The 20,247-nt window shown below is 54.6% G+C and carries 20 protein-coding genes; 5 read left to right on the top strand and 15 right to left on the bottom strand.

Features of this window, described 5'->3' with window-relative positions; all coding sequences use genetic code 11:
* Nucleotides 1-2: 2 nt before the first annotated feature.
* From LG203_RS05185 to cmk, 7 genes are all read right to left on the bottom strand, one after another.
* Nucleotides 3-302: a ComEA family DNA-binding protein gene (locus LG203_RS05185; RefSeq protein ID WP_230344793.1), complete on the bottom strand. Its 300-nt coding sequence runs from the start codon at nucleotides 300-302 to the stop codon at nucleotides 3-5.
* A gap of 87 nt (nucleotides 303-389) precedes the next feature.
* Entirely contained in the window at nucleotides 390-1,094 is a 705-nt protein-coding gene (gene pyrF / locus LG203_RS05180; RefSeq protein ID WP_230344792.1) for an orotidine-5'-phosphate decarboxylase, read from the bottom strand.
* Nucleotides 1,095-2,258 (bottom strand): lipopolysaccharide assembly protein LapB, encoded by a 1,164-nt coding sequence (gene lapB, locus LG203_RS05175; RefSeq protein ID WP_013441944.1) that lies wholly within the window; start codon nucleotides 2,256-2,258, stop codon nucleotides 1,095-1,097. It lies immediately after the preceding gene.
* A gap of 4 nt (nucleotides 2,259-2,262) precedes the next feature.
* Nucleotides 2,263-2,532, bottom strand: a complete 270-nt coding sequence (locus LG203_RS05170; protein WP_013441945.1) for a LapA family protein — start codon at nucleotides 2,530-2,532, stop codon at nucleotides 2,263-2,265.
* Nucleotides 2,533-2,671: 139 nt separating this feature from the next.
* Complete coding sequence (locus LG203_RS05165) at nucleotides 2,672-2,956, bottom strand: integration host factor subunit beta (RefSeq protein WP_013441946.1); 285 nt, start codon at nucleotides 2,954-2,956, stop codon at nucleotides 2,672-2,674.
* 12 nt (nucleotides 2,957-2,968) lie between these two features.
* The gene (rpsA, locus tag LG203_RS05160; protein ID WP_041362646.1) at nucleotides 2,969-4,675 is read right to left on the bottom strand and encodes a 30S ribosomal protein S1; all 1,707 of its coding nucleotides are present in this window, start codon (nucleotides 4,673-4,675) and stop codon (nucleotides 2,969-2,971) included.
* A gap of 105 nt (nucleotides 4,676-4,780) precedes the next feature.
* On the bottom strand, nucleotides 4,781-5,458 hold the full coding sequence (cmk, locus tag LG203_RS05155) for a (d)CMP kinase (protein ID WP_230344791.1): 678 nt from the start codon (nucleotides 5,456-5,458) through the stop codon (nucleotides 4,781-4,783).
* A 102-nt stretch (nucleotides 5,459-5,560) separates the two neighbouring features.
* Between cmk and LG203_RS05150 the strand changes: the two genes are divergently transcribed.
* Nucleotides 5,561-5,767: a DUF2061 domain-containing protein gene (locus LG203_RS05150; RefSeq protein WP_230344790.1), complete on the top strand. Its 207-nt coding sequence runs from the start codon at nucleotides 5,561-5,563 to the stop codon at nucleotides 5,765-5,767.
* Nucleotides 5,768-5,790: 23 nt separating this feature from the next.
* Here LG203_RS05150 and aroA read toward each other — a convergent pair whose 3' ends face one another.
* From aroA to LG203_RS05125, 5 genes are all read right to left on the bottom strand, one after another.
* Nucleotides 5,791-7,089, bottom strand: a complete 1,299-nt coding sequence (gene aroA / locus LG203_RS05145; protein WP_230344789.1) for a 3-phosphoshikimate 1-carboxyvinyltransferase — start codon at nucleotides 7,087-7,089, stop codon at nucleotides 5,791-5,793.
* Between the two features lie 10 nt (nucleotides 7,090-7,099).
* Nucleotides 7,100-7,966, bottom strand: a complete 867-nt coding sequence (locus LG203_RS05140; RefSeq protein ID WP_230344788.1) for a prephenate dehydrogenase — start codon at nucleotides 7,964-7,966, stop codon at nucleotides 7,100-7,102.
* A 183-nt stretch (nucleotides 7,967-8,149) separates the two neighbouring features.
* Entirely contained in the window at nucleotides 8,150-8,887 is a 738-nt protein-coding gene (locus tag LG203_RS05135) for an arginyltransferase (RefSeq protein ID WP_230344787.1), read from the bottom strand.
* Nucleotides 8,884-9,573, bottom strand: coding sequence for a leucyl/phenylalanyl-tRNA--protein transferase (gene aat, locus LG203_RS05130; RefSeq protein ID WP_230344786.1), 690 nt, complete (start codon nucleotides 9,571-9,573; stop codon nucleotides 8,884-8,886). The genes LG203_RS05135 and aat overlap by 4 nt, the downstream gene beginning before the upstream one ends.
* A 62-nt stretch (nucleotides 9,574-9,635) precedes the next feature.
* On the bottom strand, nucleotides 9,636-11,642 hold the full coding sequence (locus tag LG203_RS05125) for a Cache 3/Cache 2 fusion domain-containing protein (RefSeq protein ID WP_230344785.1): 2,007 nt from the start codon (nucleotides 11,640-11,642) through the stop codon (nucleotides 9,636-9,638).
* Nucleotides 11,643-11,974: 332 nt separating this feature from the next.
* Here LG203_RS05125 and LG203_RS05120 point away from each other — a divergent pair, with 332 nt between their 5' ends.
* Nucleotides 11,975-13,528, top strand: coding sequence for a sensor domain-containing diguanylate cyclase (locus LG203_RS05120; protein ID WP_230344784.1), 1,554 nt, complete (start codon nucleotides 11,975-11,977; stop codon nucleotides 13,526-13,528).
* A gap of 85 nt (nucleotides 13,529-13,613) precedes the next feature.
* Complete coding sequence (locus LG203_RS05115; protein ID WP_230344783.1) at nucleotides 13,614-14,759, top strand: mechanosensitive ion channel protein MscS; 1,146 nt, start codon at nucleotides 13,614-13,616, stop codon at nucleotides 14,757-14,759.
* A 59-nt stretch (nucleotides 14,760-14,818) separates the two neighbouring features.
* Here LG203_RS05115 and LG203_RS05110 read toward each other — a convergent pair whose 3' ends face one another.
* Nucleotides 14,819-16,066 (bottom strand): OmpP1/FadL family transporter, encoded by a 1,248-nt coding sequence (locus tag LG203_RS05110; RefSeq protein WP_230344782.1) that lies wholly within the window; start codon nucleotides 16,064-16,066, stop codon nucleotides 14,819-14,821.
* Nucleotides 16,067-16,187: 121 nt separating this feature from the next.
* Between LG203_RS05110 and LG203_RS05105 the strand changes: the two genes are divergently transcribed.
* Nucleotides 16,188-18,332 carry a YgiQ family radical SAM protein gene (locus LG203_RS05105; protein WP_230344781.1) on the top strand — a complete coding sequence of 715 codons (2,145 nt, stop codon included), beginning with the start codon at nucleotides 16,188-16,190 and terminating at the stop codon, nucleotides 18,330-18,332.
* Between the two features lie 158 nt (nucleotides 18,333-18,490).
* Nucleotides 18,491-19,357 carry a TraB/GumN family protein gene (locus LG203_RS05100; RefSeq protein ID WP_230344780.1) on the top strand — a complete coding sequence of 289 codons (867 nt, stop codon included), beginning with the start codon at nucleotides 18,491-18,493 and terminating at the stop codon, nucleotides 19,355-19,357.
* A 7-nt stretch (nucleotides 19,358-19,364) separates the two neighbouring features.
* Here the strand turns inward: LG203_RS05100 and LG203_RS05095 are convergent, their stop codons facing one another.
* Entirely contained in the window at nucleotides 19,365-19,859 is a 495-nt protein-coding gene (locus LG203_RS05095; protein ID WP_230344779.1) for a hypothetical protein, read from the bottom strand.
* A 62-nt stretch (nucleotides 19,860-19,921) separates the two neighbouring features.
* The gene (locus LG203_RS05090; RefSeq protein WP_268867334.1) at nucleotides 19,922-20,236 is read right to left on the bottom strand and encodes a DMT family transporter; all 315 of its coding nucleotides are present in this window, start codon (nucleotides 20,234-20,236) and stop codon (nucleotides 19,922-19,924) included.
* Between the last annotated feature and the right edge of the window lie 11 nt (nucleotides 20,237-20,247).

Raw genomic sequence — 20,247 nt, 5'->3', positions numbered from 1 at the left:
GTTTAAGGGCTGGTTTTTTCTTTGGTCGAAACAGTGCCAGCAGCAGATTTACCCACGACAGAGACTTGTCCCTTGAGTTTTGCCAGCGACTTGTCACCAAAGCCAGGCACATTGTTCAAATCTTCCACTGTCTTGAAGTTACCGTTTTTCTTGCGGTAATCAATGATGGCCTGGGCCTTTGAGGGGCCGATACCTTTGACGGTTTCAAGCTCTTCTTTGGTGGCAGTATTGATGTTGACCGCAGCATGCGCACTCAACGCAAAGCAAAGGGTGGCCAGTGCGATAAGCAAACTTTTTTTCATTACCTAACTCCCATGATGATGTTGAAAATCCGGTCACATGCTTTTGTGACCTCATGGGATATTACTCTGGCGCTGAAAAAAGCCTTTTTAAATCAAACTGATCTCGTGATTTATGTCACGAAGGGCTTGCAGCGGATCCGCCGCGCGCGTGATGGGGCGACCAATCACCAGGTAGCTTGAGCCTTGACGCAATGCATCGGCCGGAGTGACGACACGGGATTGATCATCCAGACTGGCGTTGCGTGGGCGTATGCCGGGGGTGACGAGGCAGAAGTTTTCGCCCAGGGCGTTACGTAAAACGGGCGCCTCCTGCGCTGAGCACACCACGCCATCCAGGCCTGCGGCTTGCGTGAGGTGGGTAAGACGTAATACCTGATCCTGCAACGTGCCTGGAATGCCCAGGCTCTGCATGACGCTCTGATCCATGCTGGTGAGGATGGTGACGGCGATCAGCAAAGGCTGATGTCCGCTTTTGGCCACTCCTTCTTTGGCAGCTTCCATCATGGGCTGTCCACCCGAGGCATGCACATTCAGCATCCACACGCCGAGTTTGGCAGCGGCCTCGCAAGCCTTGGCCACGGTGTTGGGGATATCGTGGAATTTCAGGTCAAGAAAGACGCCATAGCCTTTATCAACCAGCGTTTCCACCAGCTGAGGACCTGCCGCGGTAAAGAGCTCTTTGCCGACCTTGAGGCGGCATTGGCTCGGGTCAAGCTGGTTTGCCAGCGCGAGCGCACTTGGGGCGTCGGCGTAATCAAGGGCAACTACGATCTTGGGGTCGTGCGTGGTCATTTAGAGTGCTTCGGTCGGTTCGGAGGGGAGCGATTCCCAGGCATTGCATGCCGGGCATTGCCAGTGGTAGTTTTTGGCCTTGAAGCCGCACTGGTCGCAGCAATACACATTGCGATTGCCTATGGCGCGACGGATGGTCTGCTGCATCAACAGGGTCTCTTGCTGATCCTGAGGTTCCAGCGCGATTCTTGCCTGTAACAGCTGATCCAGTGTTTGCAGGCTGGGCTTTCTGGCCAATTCGGTGCGTGCCAGCTTGGCGGCAGGCTCCGGGCCTTTTTCTGCCATGGTGGCTTCATATACCACGGTTTGCAGGGTCGGCAGCTTGTAGCTTTCCAGGTAGCTCGCGAGCAGATTCAGGCCTTCCTCACTCTGGCCCAGGGCACGGTAGCTCTTCAGGAGTTTGGCTGCCACCAGGCTGATGCGCTCTGCATCCTGGTATTCAATGCGCTTCCAGATGGCAATGGCGGCTTTGTGATCTCCCGCGGCGGCTTCCATGTCGCCCAGCATGATGGTGGCTCGCACGCACGCCTTGTTGGCATCCAGTGCCATATCCAGCTCGTAGCGCGCAGTGTGGGCGTCGTTGTTGAGTATGGATTTAACCGCCATTTCACAGTAGTACTGGGCGATTTCCTTGCGGAAAGGGATGCCAGAGATGCGTTCCAGTTCGGTCGCGCATTTGATCGCACGTTCCCACTCGCGTTCGCGTACATAAATTTCCAGCAGTGAGCGCAAGGCTGGCTGTTTGTAGCGGCTGCCATCGAGGGATTTGAAGAGTTCTTCGGCACGATCCAGCAGACCTGCCTTGAGGTAGTCCTGAGCCAGCTCTGCCATCACGGCGAGTTTCTGCTGTTCGGGCAACTCTTTGCGATCCAGCAGATTGAGGTGCAAGTGAATCGCCCGATCCACTTCGCCACGTCGACGGAACAAGCTGCCCAACGCGAAATGCAGTTCCAGGGAGTCTGCATTGGCTTCCACCGCCTCGACAAAGGCTTCTATCGCTTTGTCGTGCTGGTCGGTGATCAGGAAGTTCAGACCCTTGAAATAGGCGGCCGGGAGGGTGGTTGATTCAGAAAGCAGCTGGTTGATATCGACTCGGGCGGCTACCCAGCCCAACGCAAAAAACAGGGGCAGGGCCAATAGCCACCAATATTCAAATTCCATCATTAATTCAAGGTTCCTGCTGAGTGCTTTTGTTAAGTGTTTTAAGTTCTTTACGCAGGCTCATGACCTGGCGCTTTTGTTTGATCATCACGCCGACGCAGGCAAGAATGCCGGCAAGCACACCTATTGAGAAAGTGATCAGCAGCATGAGGGAGAGTGGAGCCTGCCAAATCAGGCCGAGATAGTAGTGCAACTCGGCGGGCTGGGAATTCTTGAGGGCAAACCCCAGCAACATGATGAAGAGCAGGGTGCCTAAAGGGATGTATATATAGCGCATGATAATGATTTTACCTAAGCCGCTCTGATGTGGCGAATTTAAATCATATAACAGAGAGTAAGCCGATCATTAAGATTAACTACATAAAAAAAGCAGCATCCGAAGATGCTGCTTTTTGTACTGCTAGTGACGTCAAGTTTTACTCAACGAGGTCTACGCGTTCACGCAATTCCTTACCGGCCTTGAAGTGAGGTACGTATTTTTCAGGTACCTGCACTTTTGAGCCAGTCTTGGGGTTGCGTCCGAGACGAGGAGGGCGATAGTTCAGGCTGAAGCTACCGAACCCTCTAATCTCGATGCGCTCTCCACTGGCCAGGTTATCCGCCATGGAGTCAATGATGGCCTTCACAGAAAGCTCGGCATCTTTGACCACCAGTTGCGGAAAACGCGCAGCCAGATTGGCAATCAGCTCAGATTTGGTCATGGCGTGACTGCCTTACTCGTTGTTTTTGCCGTCAAGTTTCGCTTTAAGCAATGCGCCCAGGTTGGTGGTGCCTGCAGCGCCAGCATCGTTGCTGTACTTCTGCATGGCATCCGCTTCTTCAGCGATATCCTTAGCCTTGATAGACAGGTTGATGGAGCGGTTCTTGCGATCAATGTTCAGAATGCGAGCTTCCACTTCCTGGCCTTCTTTCAGTGCGGTGGTGGCGTCTTCGATCTTCTCGCGAGCAATTTCAGATGCACGCAGATAACCTTCAACTTCACCGTCCAGGGTAATAACAGCACCCTTGGCATCCACAGACTTCACGGTGCCGGTTACGATGGCGCCCTTGTCATTGGTGGTGGTGTAGGCGCTGAATGGATCGTTGTCCAGTTGCTTAACGCCGAGAGAGATACGCTCTTTTTCAACGTCGATAGCCAGAACAACAGCAGCGACTTCGTCACCCTTCTTGAAGTTGCGAATAGCTTCTTCGCCAGTTTGATTCCAGGACAGATCGGACAGGTGAACCAGGCCGTCGATGCCACCAGGCAAGCCGATGAATACGCCGAAGTCAGTGATGGACTTGATCTGACCGCTAACCTTGTCACCCTTCTTGTGGGTGGCAGCAAATTCATCCCATGGATTAACCTGGCATTGCTTCATGCCCAGGGACAGACGGCGACGGTCTTCGTCGATTTCCAGAATCATGACTTCTACTTCGTCACCCAGTTGGGCGATCTTGGCAGGATGTACGTTCTTGTTGGTCCAGTCCATTTCGGAAACGTGTACCAGACCTTCAATGCCTGGCTCGATTTCAACGAATGCGCCGTAGTCGGTCAGGTTGGTTACCTTGCCGAACAGGCGGGTGCCTACTGGGTAGCGGCGGGTCAGAGCAACCCATGGGTCGTCGCCCAGTTGCTTGATGCCCAGCGATACACGGTTCTTTTCTTGATCGAACTTCAGGATCTTGGCTTCAACTTCTTCGCCTACAGTCAGCACTTCGGATGGGTGCTTAACACGACGCCATGCCAGATCGGTGATGTGCAGCAGGCCGTCAATGCCGCCCAGGTCAACGAATGCGCCGTAATCGGTAATGTTCTTGACGATACCCTTAACAACTGCGCCTTCTTTCAGTGAACCCAGCAGCGCTTCGCGATCGGCACCCATGCTCTCTTCGAGAACAGCGCGGCGCGATACCACAACGTTGTTGCGCTTGCGATCCAGCTTGATAACCTTGAAGTCCCACTCTTTGCCTTCGAAAGGCGTGGTGTCTTTAACAGGGCGCAAATCAACCAGGGAGCCTGGCAGGAAGGCGCGGATGCTGTTAACCATAACAGTCAAACCACCCTTGACGCGACCATTGATCATGCCCTTGATGATGCGGGATTCGTTCATGGCGTTTTCCAGATCCAGCCATGCAGCAAGACGTTTCGCCTTTTCACGGGAGAGCTTGGTGGAACCGTAGCCGTCTTCCAGGGTTTCGATAGCAACTTGCACGAAGTCGCCAACAGCCACTTCGAGTTCGCCGCGGTCGTTACGGAATTCGCTGGTTGCGATGACGCTTTCCGACTTGAGGCCGGCGTTGACGATAACAAAGTCATCGTCGATGGAAACTACTTCTGCAGTAATCACTTCACCGGAGCGCATTTCCTGGCGAGCCAGGCTTTCTTCGAAAAGAGCTGCAAAGCTTTCGGTAAAGGTAGGGGTGGAAAGGTTAGCCATTAATAAAATTACCTGATTAAACCCGCCGGGCAGCGGGGTAAAGTTAAAAAAGCCATGAACCACGAGGCTCATAGCACGGGTGCTGCATAATTAAAGGTGTTGCTTTTACGCTTGTGGCGCCAGGTGTTGCGACGCCTGTCGATAATGCTGGAGAACTTTTTCAACCGCCTGGTCTATGGAGAGCTGATCAGTGACTAAAAGCATGGCATCATCTGTCTTTTGCAGGGGCGCTGTAGCGCGTTGCTGGTCGCGAGTGTCGCGGTTTTGCAAATCCTGTAAAATATCCTGCAGATTAGCATGGATTTCTTTTTCCATCAACTGCTTATACCTTCTCTCTGCACGTACCTCAGCACTGGCGGTTAAATAGACTTTGGCAATGGCATCGGGGAAAACCACGGTGGCCATGTCACGTCCATCCGCCACCAGGCCAGGGGCTTGCCGGAAGCTGTGCTGCAAGGCCAGCAGGGCCGTGCGCACAGCCGGATGCACGGCGACTTCAGACGCACCGCGACTGATTTCTTCAGACCTTACTTCTTCAGTAATGATGTTGCCATTCAGGTAAATCTGGCCGTCTTCAAAGCGGATTTCAAGTTTTGCTGCCATGTCGGCCAGTGTTTCACCTTGATTCCAGGCAATGTTGTATTGCCTGCCTGCGTAGGCCACGATGCGATACAGTGCGCCAGAGTCGAGATAATGGAAGCCTAGTTTATCTGCAACGCGCTGGGCTACGGTGCCTTTGCCAGAAGCGGAGGGCCCATCAATGGCAATTACGGGGATAGTCATATTTAATTAATTTATCAACGTGGTTTCTATAATCAATTGGATTGATTCAATACCTTGCGCGATGATGCCGTAACACCATTATCAGCCCAAGGGGATTGCATCATGACCAAAACATTTACCTTTGCCGTTATTCACTTCACGGTTGCTTTTTCCGTAGGTTACGCTTTGACCGGCAGCTGGGCGCTGGGCAGTGCGATTGCGCTTGTTGAGCCTGCCTGCAATACGGTGGCTTTCTTTTTCCATGAAAAAGTCTGGCAGCGTATTGAGCGTAACAATGGCCCCGAAATCGAGCTTTATAACGCTTATTAGTTTAAACGGCGCTGGCGGGATGTTCAGGCGCCGGCGCTCGTGATGTCGGCAAATCGTTCAAAGTAATCCGGGAATGTCTTGGCGACGCACCCGGGGTCATTGATCGTTACCGGGGTTTGGCCTAGGGCAACCAGCGAAAAGCACATCGCCATGCGGTGGTCATCATAGGTATCAATCGTCGCGTTTGGCGTCAGGCTGGCGGGCGGCGTAATGCAAATATAGTCCTGCCCTTCCTCCACGGTTGCGCCTACTTTGCGCAGTTCAGTCGCCATGGCATGCAAGCGATCCGTTTCCTTGACGCGCCAGCTGGCAATATTGCGCAAGCGGGTAGTGCCATCGGCAAACAGCGCGGCGGTTGCCAGCGTCATGGCGGCATCCGGAATATGGTTGCAATCCATATCCAGCGCCTTCAGCTTGCCCGAGGCCGGAGCGGAAGCACTGATCCAGTTATCCCCGTGTTCAATCACGGCCCCCATCTCACGCAAGGCATCAATAAAACGTACATCGCCCTGAATGCTGTCAAGGCCAATCCCATGCACCTTCACCGGGCCACCGGCAATCGCGCCAGCTGCCAGGAAGTAGGACGCCGATGAAGCATCGCCTTCCACATACAATTCGCCAGGGCTGCTGTACTGACTGGCCGCGGGCACGGTAAATGCCTGCCAGCCTTCGCGTTCAACCTTGACGCCAAATTTGGCCATCAGATTCAGCGTGATTTCGATATAAGGTTTTGAGATCAACTCCCCGACAACTTCAATTCGTGTTTGCTCGTTGAGCAGTGGCAAAGCCATCAGCAACGCAGTCAGGAACTGGCTGGAGACATTGCCGCGTATTTGCAGGGTGTGCTGTCCGGTGATGCGTGCGGGAAGAATGTGCAAGGGGGGAAAGCCCGTATTGCCTTCGTAGTGAATATCGGCCCCGGCTTGCCTGAGCGCATCCACCAGATCAGCAATCGGCCGCTCATGCATGCGGGGCACGCCTGACAGGCGGTATTCGCCTTGGGAGAATGCGAGCGCGGCCGTCAGGGGACGGAATGCCGTACCGGCATTGCCCAGGAAAAGATCGGCTTGTCGCACTGGCCATTGCCCACGACACCCCGTAATGCGCCAGTCATGCGCCGCCAGCTGATCCATTTCAACCCCTAGCGCTTGCAGGGCTTCCAGCATGCGAGCGGTGTCATCCGAGTCCAGCAGGTCACGAATGTCGGTGGTGCCATCGGCAAGGGCAGCCAGCAGCAGGCAACGGTTGGAAATACTTTTTGAGCCTGGCAATACGATGTCGCCATGGGCATGGTGGATGGGAGCAAGGTCCAGGGTGTGCATTACGATAGCCTCAATATTTTTTATGACGTGCCCAGGCATTGCGGGCTTGGCTGGCGCGCTCAAACAACCGCTGCAAGCCTGCGCCATCCTGCTGTTGCAACAGCTCGCGCACATGGCTGAGTTGCGCCTGGTAGGCATCAATTTCATCAAGCAGGGCAGTCTGGTTCGCGAGGCTGATGTCGCGCCACATTTCAGGGTGGCTACCCGCGATACGGCTGAAATCGCGGAATCCGCTGGCAGCAAAATCAAACAGCTGATCCGCATTGGGGCGGCTGGCCAGCTCATTGACCAGGGCAAATGCCAGCAGATGCGGCAGATGGCTCACCGCAGCGAAAATACGGTCATGCTCGGTGGCCGTCATCTGGATGACATGGGCGCCACAGGCTTCCCACATGGCTTGCACTTTGGCGATATTCGAGGCTGGCGTGGACTTGAATGGCGTGAGAACGACATTTTTTTGGCTGAAAAGATCGGCGCGCGCGGCGGTGACGCCACTTTTCTCAGCGCCGGCAATCGGGTGTCCGGGCACAAACTGATGGTGGCGATCGCCCAGCGCGGTTTCGGCGTAAGCGACGATATCGGACTTGGTGCTACCAGCGTCGGTGACGATAGTGTCAGGCGGCAAATGCGCTGCAATGGCCTGCAGGATGGGAAATGTCTGGGCGACAGGCGCTGCAATCAATACCACATCTGCCTGATCCAGCGCGTGCGCGAGGCTGGTTTGTGCCTCATCAATCACGCCAAGCTCCAGGGCGGTTTGCAGCTGATCGCCGTCGCGGCCGATACCCACAATGTGCTTGACGGCTTGTGCCTGTTTGAGGGCCAGCGCGACAGAGCCGCCGATCAGGCCAACACCGAAAATAACCAGCTTGTTCAAGGGGGAATGCCGAAGTTTATTAAAGCGCGCATTGTAACATGCGGCATGAAGCGGGGGCCTGAATGCAAAAACGACATCCCGACATAAGGCTCAATTCATGTGGGATGCCGCTTGCGATGGAGATGACATTGAATAAGAGCGAGGGCTATGCAAAAAGTTCAGAGGCCGCAGAATTTAAATGCATTACTCAAAATGCATGTCCTGCCATTCGCCATTGATCAGGGCTTGCTGCGGGGCAAAATTCTGTTTGTAGGCCATTTTCGGGCTTTGCTTGATCCAGTAACCAAGGTAGAGATACGGCAGTTCTAGCGAATGACACCAGGCACTGAGCCAGATCACATTGAAGGTACCGTAGCTGCTGCCTTTTTCGCTGGCATCATAAAAGGTATATACCGCAGAAATACCATCATGGACGATATCCACCACACTGACCATCTTGAGGACGCCATCTTGCCGAAACTCAATGAGTCGGCTGTTGACGTTGCTTTGTACCAGGAAATTACGGTACTGGTCCTGCGTTTCCGTCTCCGTTTCGCCATCCTGCTGGCCGCTGTGGCGGGCTATCTGATAGGCCTGGTATAGATGGAAATGCTCTTCGCTGAAATGCAGATCCTGGATGGTGACTTGCAGGGAAAAATGCTGTTTGAATGCGCGCTTCTGACTGCGGTTGGGCTTGAATTTCTCGACCAGCAGTCGTACTGGGATGCAGGCCTGACACTCGCCACATTGGGGGCGGTAGGCAAACTTGCCGCTACGCCTGAACCCCAGCTGGATGAGGCCGCTATAGATATTGGCATTAATCAGATGGTGCGGTGCCGCAATCAGCGATTGCGCCGATCTGTTTTCCAGATAACCACATGGATAGGGCGTGGTCGTGTAGAACTGGATGTTTTGCAGCGGAATGTCATTAGGCAAGGTCATGAGGCGATGAGTCCAGTCAAGCGTGACAAAAATTCCGCACGGGGAATCTCGCGGGCGCCTAGCGAGGCCAAATGGGCGGTTTTCATCTGGCAGTCTATCATCCTTACTCCCCGCCGTTGCAAGTCCCGTACCAGATGCACAAAGGCTATTTTGGAGGCATCTGTTCTGGCATGAAACATGGATTCGCCATAAAACATGGATCCCAGCCGCACGCCATATAATCCACCTACCAGCTCGCCCTCCATCCAGGTTTCCGCGCTCACGGCATGCCCCATCTGATGCAAGGCATGGTAGCCCGCCACAATTTGCTCGGTAATCCATGTGCCGTCCTGGTGCGCGCGCGGAATTTCTGCACAGCGGCGCATCACCTCCAGAAAGCGGGTGTTGTAGCGCACTTCATAGTCTGGCTTGCGCAAGCGTTTTTCCAGTGAACGCGATACTTTTAATTCCTCAGGGAAAAGCACCATGCGCGGATCCGGGCTCCACCACAGCACGGGTTCCCCTTCGCTGAACCACGGGAAAATGCCTTGCCGGTAAGCACTCAGCAGACGCTCTGGCGACAAGTCGCCGCCAATCGCCAGCAGCCCGTTGGGCTCGCTCAGCGCGAATTCAGGAGCAGGGAAGGGGGAATCAATATCCAGCGCCGCCACACGGCCACCGGGAAGCTGGTAATAAGCGTAACTCATGTTGATGGGTCAAGTGCCTGTGCTAAAACGGCGATGCCGGGTTCAGGTTCACGCATGTGGGCTCAGACGGGCCTCAATGGCTCCATGGTCGGGTCATAAACATAAAAATCCAGCTCTGCACTGGTTTTTGCCAGGTACATGCAATGGTCTGCGCGGCTCAATATGAAGTCGAGATCATGGTTGGGAGATGGATTCAGGAACATGCCTGCACTCGCACTGATGCACACTTCGTGATTTTTGACCTGAAAAGGGTGCTTGATGTTCTGCAAAATGCGATCCAGCGTTTCACGGGCTTCGGCGCCTGAGCGCAGGTTGCATAGCAGCAGGGCGAATTCATCGCCCCCCATGCGTGCAATGGTGTCGCCGGAGCGCAGGCTTTCCTTGACCCGCTCTGACAACTTGATCAAGAGCTCGTCACCTGCTTCGTGGCCAAGGGTGTCGTTGATCGGTTTGAATCCATCCAGATCCATATAGCACACCGCGATTGTTTCTTCAGTGCGGGAGGTGCGGGCCAACGCCTGTCGTAAGCGGTCGGCAAAAAGGGCCCGATTGGGCAGTTGCGTGAGCGTGTCGTGATACGCCATGTGCTGCAGGCTTTCCTGCTGGCGCTTCATGAGGGTTATGTCGGAAAAGGTGCCTACATAATGGCTGATGAGGCCGTCCTGATTGGAGACGCTGGAGACATCAATCGAAATCAGATAAGTTTCTCCGCGCTTGTTGATGTTTTGCAGTTCGCCGCGCCACTGCCCGTCTTTTTTCACGCAATAAATCATCTCCAGCAGGGACTGGGGGTCATGAACGGCAAACGAAAGCTCTTGCGGATTTTTGCCTTTGGCTTCTTCCGCGCTGAATCCGGTGATTTTCACGAAAGATGGGTTCACCTGCACAATGCACAAGCGCGCATCTGCAATGAAAATCCCATCACCAGCATGTTCGAATACACTGGCGGCAAGGCTCAGGTTCTCACTGTTGGAGCGCAGGGTATCCATCATCTTGCGCAAGCTGTTGCGCATGGTGATCATATGAGAAATCAGCGTATTGGGCTGTCCGGTCAGTCCATCATCCTGCAAGTTGCCGCTGGCAATCTTGCGTACCAGGGCTACCGCCAGCTCGGGGTCGCCGCCTATGGGCTTGATGACGAGTCGCGTCAGTTGCGATTGCACAATCAGCGCGAGCGCGCCCAGGCCAATCAAGCCGCTTAACAGAACATACAGGGCTTTGAGCAAGCCCTGGACGGCGGCTTCCTTCTTTGGGTAGGCGTATACCACCTTGAAGCGCCAGCTGGGCACATCCTGACTGATCAGTTGCCATGAAGCCGGGCGCTCGGCGATCAGACGTTCTGCTGCGGCGGTTTTGATATGGGCAGACAGAAAACGAATGTGATCATGGCTGTCCAGCATGGCGGCAAAGCCCGTTTCCAGAAAACGCGTATTTTCCATGGTGGTGCGCAGGGCATCCATGTCTGCCTGAAAGCCTACATACCAGATGCCGATCAGTTTTCCTTCGGCATCAAACATGGGTTCATATCCGGTGATATAGGGGTTGCCAAGAATGTCCACTACGCCATAGAAAGGTTTGCCTTCACGCAGCGCCTCAATAGCGCGGCCTTTGGGGTCGAGCACCGTGCCGATGGCCCGGCTGCCATCCAGCTGGTGCACATTGGTCGATATGCGGATGAAGTCATCGCCCGCCCGGACAAACAGGGTGGCGGTGCCACCATTAATGCGGGTCACTTCGTCCACTACGGTGAAATTGCCGGTTTGCGGGTGATTGCCGAAGACAAGATTGGGAATGCGTTTGCCGTTGAGCAAGGTGCTGCTGCTGATGGCAGGCAGACCCAGGCTGAGCGCATTCTGACGCAGCAACCGCATGGAGGCGAGAACTTGGGAGTGCACCAGATTTTCGGTGGTTTGAAGCAGCTGTATGCTGGCCCGGGTCTGGGCTTGTGCATCCTGCTCTACGGTAGCCAGTTTGCTGCGGTATTCAAAATAGGCCTGCAATACCGCCGCCAGAATGATCAGTATGGCGATCGGCAGCAGGAACCTCTGTACGGTACTGATTCTCTTCATAGGAGTGAATTTATATATTCAGATGTTGATTCACGCACAGTGTTGTACAAATCATATCACTGCTGACAAGCGCCATGGCAAGCAGTAACAAATAATATCGCCCCTGTCTGACAAGGCTGGGCAGCCTATACCCAGTGGTATAAATCGATGGGCGTTGTCAGATATGTTTTATGTATTATGATGTGGTTTAATGCCCCGGAGGTTCAGGGAGCTGAGGGGGAGTTTCAGCTTTGATTCAAGGTTTGTCAGGCTCAAGAAAATTGCATAAAACTAATATGACGTTTCGCACGGTTGTAAACCTCTGCTTATGCATCTGGCTGTTAGTGCTGGCAATGCCGGTATCGGCGACTCCGCTGGAGCTAAAGGGGGAGTGGTATCAGGCCGCTGAGGTTTGGGATTATCAGCTGCAATACGACATGTCGGAAACCGGCCTGCCCAAGGTGGCGCATACCAAAAACACCGGTGGTGTATTCCTGCATCAGGCCGATATCAATCTGGACGGCAAGAGCACGTATGTCGTCGATTTCAAGAACTCCAGCGTTATTGAGCGTTTTACCCATTATGTGTTTGATGACAATGGCGATTTGGTGCTCAAGCTGACGGGTGGCATCTCGTCAGCGACAGATAATCCCTTCATGCTGCGCCATGGGCGGGAAATCAAATTGCCGACCGGACACTACCGCATCATCAGTGAGCTTTACTCTTCCTTTTACCTGGCCCAGCCTCAGCCCTATATTGATACGCTGGATGACTATCGCCAGGCCATCAAGGCCGGCAATGCCATTGTGCTTATTTGCGTCGGGGCGATGTTGATCCTGATGGTCTATTACTCGGTGCTCGGCTATGTACGCGGTCAGCGCACCGACACCATGTACGCACTTTTTATTGCAGGCAACCTGGTCTACAACAGCATGGCCATGCTGGTGGCTCCCGATTTGTTCGGCGTTCACTGGTTTTACCTGGTCAGCATTCCCATCCTGTTTTCCAATTTTGCCTACATTCTGTTTGTCTCCAGCTTGCTGGGCATCAAACGGCATGTCTATCGCAAACTGCATGCTTTCAGGCGCTGGGCGCTGGGCTTCCTGGGAATCTTCCTTCTTGTTGCCTTGCTGTTCCCCAACTGGTCCATGGAAATGGACCGCTATGGCGTTGGTGTGATCATGACTTACGGCCTGCTGGCAGGGGTGATTTGCTCATATCGCGGCAACCGTACGGCGCGCATGTACTTGGTGGCCGTGGTGGCTTTTTTTGCGATCGGCGCTTATGCCATCACCAATTCCGGGCTGGAAGGGATTTATACCATTTACATCGAGCACATCGGCTTGCTCGCAGTGACCGTGGAAATGATCTTGCTGGCCCTGGTGCTGGCACGGCAGTTTGCCCAACTGCATTATGAAAAAGAGTATGCCCTCAACCAGTCCGAACATAACCTGCAGATCGCGTATACGGATGCCCTGACCGGTTTGCCCAACCGCTATGCACTGGACAAAGAGCTGGAGCATCTGCCGCAGAGTGGTCTGCTTGTGTTTGTGGATATGGATGGTCTCAAGTTTTACAACGACAATTTTGGTCATAAGCGTGGCGATGAACTGCTTTGCGCCTTTGCATCGGCTGTTCGCAGTGAGCTCATGAAATATGGGGCCCTGCATCGCATAGGTGGCGACGAGTTTGCAATTACTTTCCCCAGCGGGGATCTGACGTCCATCGAGACCAAGCTGCATGCGGCCATGCAGGCGGTACATGCCCAGGGATTTGATTTTTCCGGTATCAGCTATGGCGTGGCGATGGTGAGTGAAAGTGCGGACAGGAATGTGCTCAAACACCTGGCAGATACACGCATGTATGAGCACAAGCGCCAACGCAAGAAGCGCAGCCTGTCGTCCTGACCGCGCGTCGCAATGACGCACATGCGGCCAACAAAAATACAAATAAAAAATGTTGTTCCATCAACCAAAGGGGGGGAAGTACGCAATGTCCAAGAAATGGAGTTTTATCTGGCCTATCCTGTTGTGCCTGGCCTTGCCGTTAATCGCGGCGTGGTTTGCCTATCCTGATCACCTGCCGCCTGGCTTTGGTGTCTTTCCACCGCAATACGTTCAGCCGGATCCCGGCTTCAATCTGCTCGTGTTTCTGGCCGTGCTGGCTGTTGAATTGGTATTTCTGGCGTTTCTGCTGTTTCCACAATGGTTCGGGTTCAAGCCTGTTGCTCCGCCGCCCCCTGTGCCCAAAGCAGCCTTGCCGGTCTGGTTCTGGATTGGTCTGGCCTTTGCTGTCGTGTTCCTGGGCTTGATGTGGGGCCGGGTAGTGCCATGGGCTTACTATGCGTTTTCACCTTTGTGGTGGGGCTTTATCCTCGCACTGGATGGTCTGGTATACAGTCGCAATAACGGGGTGTCCCTGCTGTCTTCCAAACCCAAGACGCTGGCGATCAGCGCCTTCGTCTCCGTTTTCGGCTGGTTGTTCTTCGAGTATTACGATTATTTTGTGCTGGGCAATTGGTATTACCCCAATGGCACCATGCCCGAACTCAGCCATGCAATGATCGTAGCGCTGTTCCTGATTGCCTATACCACGGTGTGGCCGGCCATTTTTGAGTGGTATACCCTGCTCAAGACCTGCCCCAAGCTGGCAAACCGCTACAGCAATGGTCCCAAGCTGCCCTTGCCCGGCAACCTCATGATGCTGGCAGGCTATATCTCGATTTTTGCCATGGTGTTTCTGCCTTACCCCTTGTTCTGGGTGGTGTGGATAGGCCCGCTGGTGATACTGAGCGGCCAGCTGATACGCAAGCAGGTGAGCAGCCCATTCACTGCGCTGGCACAAGGCAACTGGAACCCATTGCTGCTGGTGGCCCTGGCATCGCTGTTCAATGGCTTTTTCTGGGAAATCTGGAATTACGGCAGTGCGCATCCCATGCCGGAATTGCAAACCAATCCAAATTACTGGATCTATGAAATTCCCTACGTGAATGTCATTCACATTTTTGCCGAAATGCCACTGCTGGGTTACTTTGGCTATCTGCCATTTGGCGTGCTGGTGTGGGTGGTGTTTATCTGGGCGGGGCAGTTGTTTGGCTTCAATACGGATATCGAATTGACGCCGAATACCAGGAAATAGCCATGGTTCCAAATTAAAAAAGGGCTCCCGCGGGAGCCCTTTTTGTTAGCACAGGTTTATCACCACTTGCGCGTGAGCATGAAGTGGAAAAATACCGCCTCATTACTGAGGGCAGAGTTACCAAAAGGCAATTCATCGTTGTTGTATTTGACGCGGATGCGGGCGTCATATTCGATGCCGCCCATCACCGTCCATTTCTCGTTCCATTTGTAAGCGGCACCCATGGTGTAATGATGCTCCAGAATACCTGCGATGAATGGGGTGGTATTGCCGCGTGGGATAGGGTTACGTCCATAGTTGTAACCAGCGTAAAGGGTAGTGCGGTCGTTCAGCGTGTAAGCGGCACCCGTAGCAATCACCCACTGGTTTTTCCAGTCCAGGCTGTTGGTTTGGGTAATGGTGGGCGCAAGCGGATTATCCGGATTGCTGGCACGCAAGGTACTGGAGGTCAGGGCGTCCGACCATTCCAGCCAGTTCAGCTTTACCGAGAGCAGCCATGCATCATTTGGCCGAAAGGCCGCGCCTATGGCAATTTCCCGTGGCAAGGCAAAGCCTTTGAAGCTGACATCGTGATAGGTGATGTAGCCGGAACCCGTATTGAACTTCATCTCGCCATCGGTCATTGGCAATTCGGTTTTGCCGGTATACGCCGCCGCCAGCACAATGCGCGGCGTCAGCTTGTATTGCATGCCCAGCTTGAAGGTCGGGCGTATGGTGCTGACGTCTTCTATCTTGATGCCATTGGTGGTATTGCCATAAAGATTCTGCTCCAGGCTCGCATATACCAGACCAAAGCTGCCGCCCAGCGCCAGGTTATCTGTCACCTGGCAGCCGAGGCCGCCCGTAAACTTGGCGATGCCAAACAGCGCAGAAAACTTGTCTTCGTTGCCTGCCGGGGTGGTGATGTTCTTGAACACGCCGCCGGCGCCGCCCTGGGCAAACATGCCCGCGCCAGCTGTACATGGCAGGCTGTCCAGCGATTGGGCATAGCCGCCGCCGCCCAGGCCGGTGTAGCGATTGGCGGCATGTTCGTCATTGCCCCATTGGTCCTCATGTCGCAGGTCCGTGGTGCGCAGCAGTGACGCAAAGCCGTTGAACATGCGCCCTTGAATCTGGGCAAGACCAGCTGGGTTGGTGTTGAGTGCCGATGGGTCGCGGGCGACTGCGACATCGGCTCCCCCCATCAGCGTGGATTCGGCGCCAAAGCCAATCAGATTGAATCCATTGGTGGCATGCGCTGGCAGGCTGCAGGTCGCCAGAATCACCATGGTCGCCAGGCGACCCCCTGCAAATTGCGATACTCCCATTTGTCTGTCCCGTTGTTCCCGGTTTGTCCGGTGTTTGTGTTCTTGATAGTTTGGCCGAAAACAGTGGCATATAGTTATACAGTCGCGACGATTTTTTGTTTCCAGAGTAAAATAGTCAACTATGGAAACACCACGCTCAATCAACGCTTATCGCCCGTACTGGGCAAAACGCTTCGGTACTGCCCCTGTACTTCCCATGACCCGTGCTGAAATGGATGCCCGCGGCTGGGATAGTTGCGACATTATTCTGGTGACGGGTGATGCCTACATTGATCACCCGAGTTTCGGTATGGCATTGGTAGGACGTCTGCTGGAGGCTCAAGGCTTCCGTGTGGGCATTATCGCCCAGCCTGACTGGTTATCGGCCGATGCCTTCAAAACTTTAGGCAAGCCCAATCTGTATTTCGGTGTGACCGCTGGCAATATGGACTCCATGGTCAATCGCTACACGGCGGACCGCAAGATACGTTCAGATGATGCTTATACGCCCAATGCCGAGGCCGGCAAGCGCCCGGACCGCGCAGTGCTGGTGTACTCGCAGCGCTGCCGCGAGGCGTATCCCGATGTGCCGCTGGTCATTGGCAGCATCGAGGCCAGCTTGCGCCGCATCGCCCATTATGATTACTGGTCCGACAAAGTTCGTCGCTCCATTCTGGTCGATTCCAAGGCCGATATCCTGCTTTATGGCAATGCCGAACGTGCGCTGGTTGAGCTGAGTCACCGCATCGCCCGTGGCGACAACATTGCAGACATCACGGATATTCGCGGCACAGCTTTCCTGCGCAAGCGTATCCCCGAAGGATGGGATGAAATTGCATCAACCAATCTGGATCGTCCCGGCAAGGTCGATGTGCATGTGGACCCCTATGAAATGAAAATGGGCGCGGGTTCCAGTTGCGAAACCGACGACAAGATTGATGCCAAGCCCGCCTTGCCTGAAGGCGTAAGTGCCATTCAGATCGTGCGCAAACCCAAGGCCGACCGCAGCAAGCAGGTGGTGCGTTTGCCCGCCTATGAAGACGTGATCAAGGATCCGGTGCTGTATGCCCATGCATCGCGCGTGCTGCATCTGGAAGCCAACCCTGGCAATGCCCGTGCGCTGGTGCAGCGCCATGGCGATCGCGAAGTCTGGCTTAATCCACCGCCCATTCCGCTCACGACCAAGGAAATGGATTACGTTTACGACTTGCCCTACGCGCGCAAGCCGCACCCGGTGTATCAGGATGCCCGCATCCCGGCCTGGGAGATGATCCGCTTTTCGGTCAACATCATGCGTGGCTGCTTTGGCGGCTGTACCTTCTGTTCGATTACCGAGCATGAAGGCCGCATCATTCAAAGCCGCTCTGAGGAATCCATCCTCAACGAGATTGTGGAAATCCGGGACAAGGTCGAAGGCTTTACCGGCATTATTTCCGACCTGGGTGGGCCGACCGCCAATATGTACCGCATGGCCTGCAAGAGCGAAAAGATCGAGCAGTCCTGCCGCAAGCTGTCCTGCGTGTATCCCGGCATCTGCGAAAACCTCAATACCGACCATTCGGCCCTGATTCAGCTTTACCGCAAGGCGCGCGATATCAAGGGCGTGAAGAAGATACTGGTCGGCTCTGGCCTGCGCTACGACCTGGCGGTGACATCCCCTGAGTATGTCAAGGAACTGGTGCAGCATCACGTGGGCGGTTATCTCAAGATTGCGCCTGAGCATAGCGAAGAAAACGTGCTGTCCAAGATGATGAAGCCGGGCATGGGCGCCTATGACAAGTTCAAGGAAATGTTTGAGCGCTTCTCCAAGGAAGCGGGCAAACAGCAATACCTGATCCCGTATTTCATTGCGGCCCATCCTGGTACCACGGATGAAGACATGCTGAATCTGGCCCTATGGCTCAAGAAGTACGACTTCAAGCTCGACCAGGTCCAGACCTTCACCCCCACGCCCATGGCGATGGCCACTGCCATGTATCACTCCGGCAAAAACCCGCTGCGCAAGGTGACGGCGGACAGTGAAGCCGTGCCTATCCCCAAGGCCGGTGGCGTGCGGCGCCTGCACAAGGCGTTCATTCGCTACCACGACCCCAACAACTGGCCGATGCTGCGGGAAGCCTTGAAGAAAATGGGCCGGGCAGACCTGATAGGCAATGGCAAGAAACACCTGGTGCCTGCGTTCCAGCCTATCGTGCCCGCAGTCAATAAATCCCGTCGACCCGAGATGAAAGGCCGTGCCTTGCCCGCCAAGAAAACGCCTTTCAAGCAAAAGCAGACCGCGCGTTAATTCCGCAGTGATTCAGGCATGCGCCTGAATCCTGTCGATCTCTTAGTCTCTTGGTCTTTATAAGCACCCTGCAAATGTTCAAAGCAATGCAGGCTGCTTCCCAGATCATATCAATGCGAGAATGGATACCTGTTTACCTCTGGTTCTGGTGTTTCATTATGTCGCTCACATCGTATTCCATTTCCCTCACTGCCAGGTTGCTGCTCGGGCTAAGCCTGCTGGCTGGCGTGTCAGCCCAGGCGGCTGATCGCCCCTTGCTGTGGCAACTGCAGGCGCCAGGCGGCAAGGTGAGCTATCTGTTTGGTACTGTTCATACGGATGATGCCAGGGTGAATGATTTTGCCCCTGCCGTGTTAAAGGCGCTGGGCGAGGTGGATGTATTCATGATGGAAACCCTGCCGTCCAAGGATCAAGGCGTCTATCTCAATCCCGACCAACAGTTGCAGGACATGTTGACTGCCAGCGAACTGGAGCAAGTGAGGGCGCTGGCGGAGGTGCATGCCATAGGCAGTATCGCCATGCAGATGAAGCCGTGGCTGCTGGCGGTGGTGTTTGATCTGCCACGGCCGCAGGGGCCCTATACCCAGGACATTCAGCTCTATGCCAAAGCTCGTGATCTGGGGCGGGATGTCAAAGGACTGGAAACGTCGGAGGAGCACTTCGGCCTGCTGGACAGCCTGAGCCAGGACGAGCAGCTGGGCATGTTGCGAGCGGTATTAAAGCGCAGTCAGCGTGACAAGGAGCGGGATTACGAGATGCTGGTGAAAGCCTATCTGAAAGGCGATCCGGCCAGGATTGCTGACATTGATACGCGCATGACCGGCAATCTGCTGCCTCCGGCGCTGTGGGCCAAGCTGCGCGCCAAACTATTGGATGATAGAAATGATCTCATGGCGCCGCGCATTGATGCAGAAGCGCGGGAAAAGTCGGTGTTTGTCGCAGTCGGTGCAGCCCACCTGGCAGGCAAGCGCGGTTTGCTGGCCCAACTGCAACAGGCTGGTTACAAACTGAAGCGGCTGAAGTAGGAAATACTTAAGTAGACACAGTGGTTTCCGGCAGGCGCGTGGTTTCCTGCAAGGCAAGGTTGCGGATATACGCGGCAAAATCCGGGTCTTCCCCATGCAGCAGACGGGGCAGGGTGTTACGGAAGTCATCGCGTCGGCACCATTCACGCATGTAGTCATCCCACGAGCGCCAGCGCCGCAATTGCTTGCCGACCATCTTTTCCTCATATGCCAGCAGGTAGGCACGTTCAAACAGCGATACCAGGATTTCAAACAGGACCAGCTTGCGCTCGCGCTGCTCTTCGCTCAGTTCCTGGCTGGCACTCTGTGAGCGCAGCTTGAGGTCCGGGTTCGCCATCACCAGCTTGAGAAAGTCGGTATACGCGTCAGACAGCTCCTGGTAAACCTCTTCCTCTTCGTTTTCGCGTTCCTTGCGCTGTTCCAGCACAAAGGAAAAGATTGCCAGCGGCAAGCCGAATACGGTAACAACGTAGCTCAATAACTCCCAGGTTTCCAGTGACATGTTGTTCTATCCAGCTCTAGCGAAGGGTTGATCAAGGAATGCGGCGGCGCGCCAGAGCCGTCTCAAGAGACGGCTTTGAGGCCGATGATCGCGCCAATCAATAATACTAGAAACAACAGGCGCAGGGGGCTTAACGGATCGTTGAACATGACGATGCCAATAATGACGGTGCCAAGCACGCCAATGCCCGTCCACACTGCATAAGCGGTACCCAGTGGAATATCGCGCGTGGCTTGCATCAGCAGCCAGAAGCTGATGCCGGCACATACGATAAACCCTAGTGTAGGCCAAGGTTTGCTGAAGGTATCAGAGAGCTTGAGGCAGGTAGTAAAGCCGATTTCAAACAGCCCTGCCATTATGAGTAATATCCAGGACATAGAACCCTTTG

This window comes from Methylovorus mays (assembly GCF_020531915.1).
Taxonomy (GTDB): Bacteria; Pseudomonadota; Gammaproteobacteria; order Burkholderiales; family Methylophilaceae; genus Methylovorus; species Methylovorus mays.
Note: the sequence above shows the minus strand (reverse complement) of the source record. Positions and strands in the feature narration are given on the sequence as shown.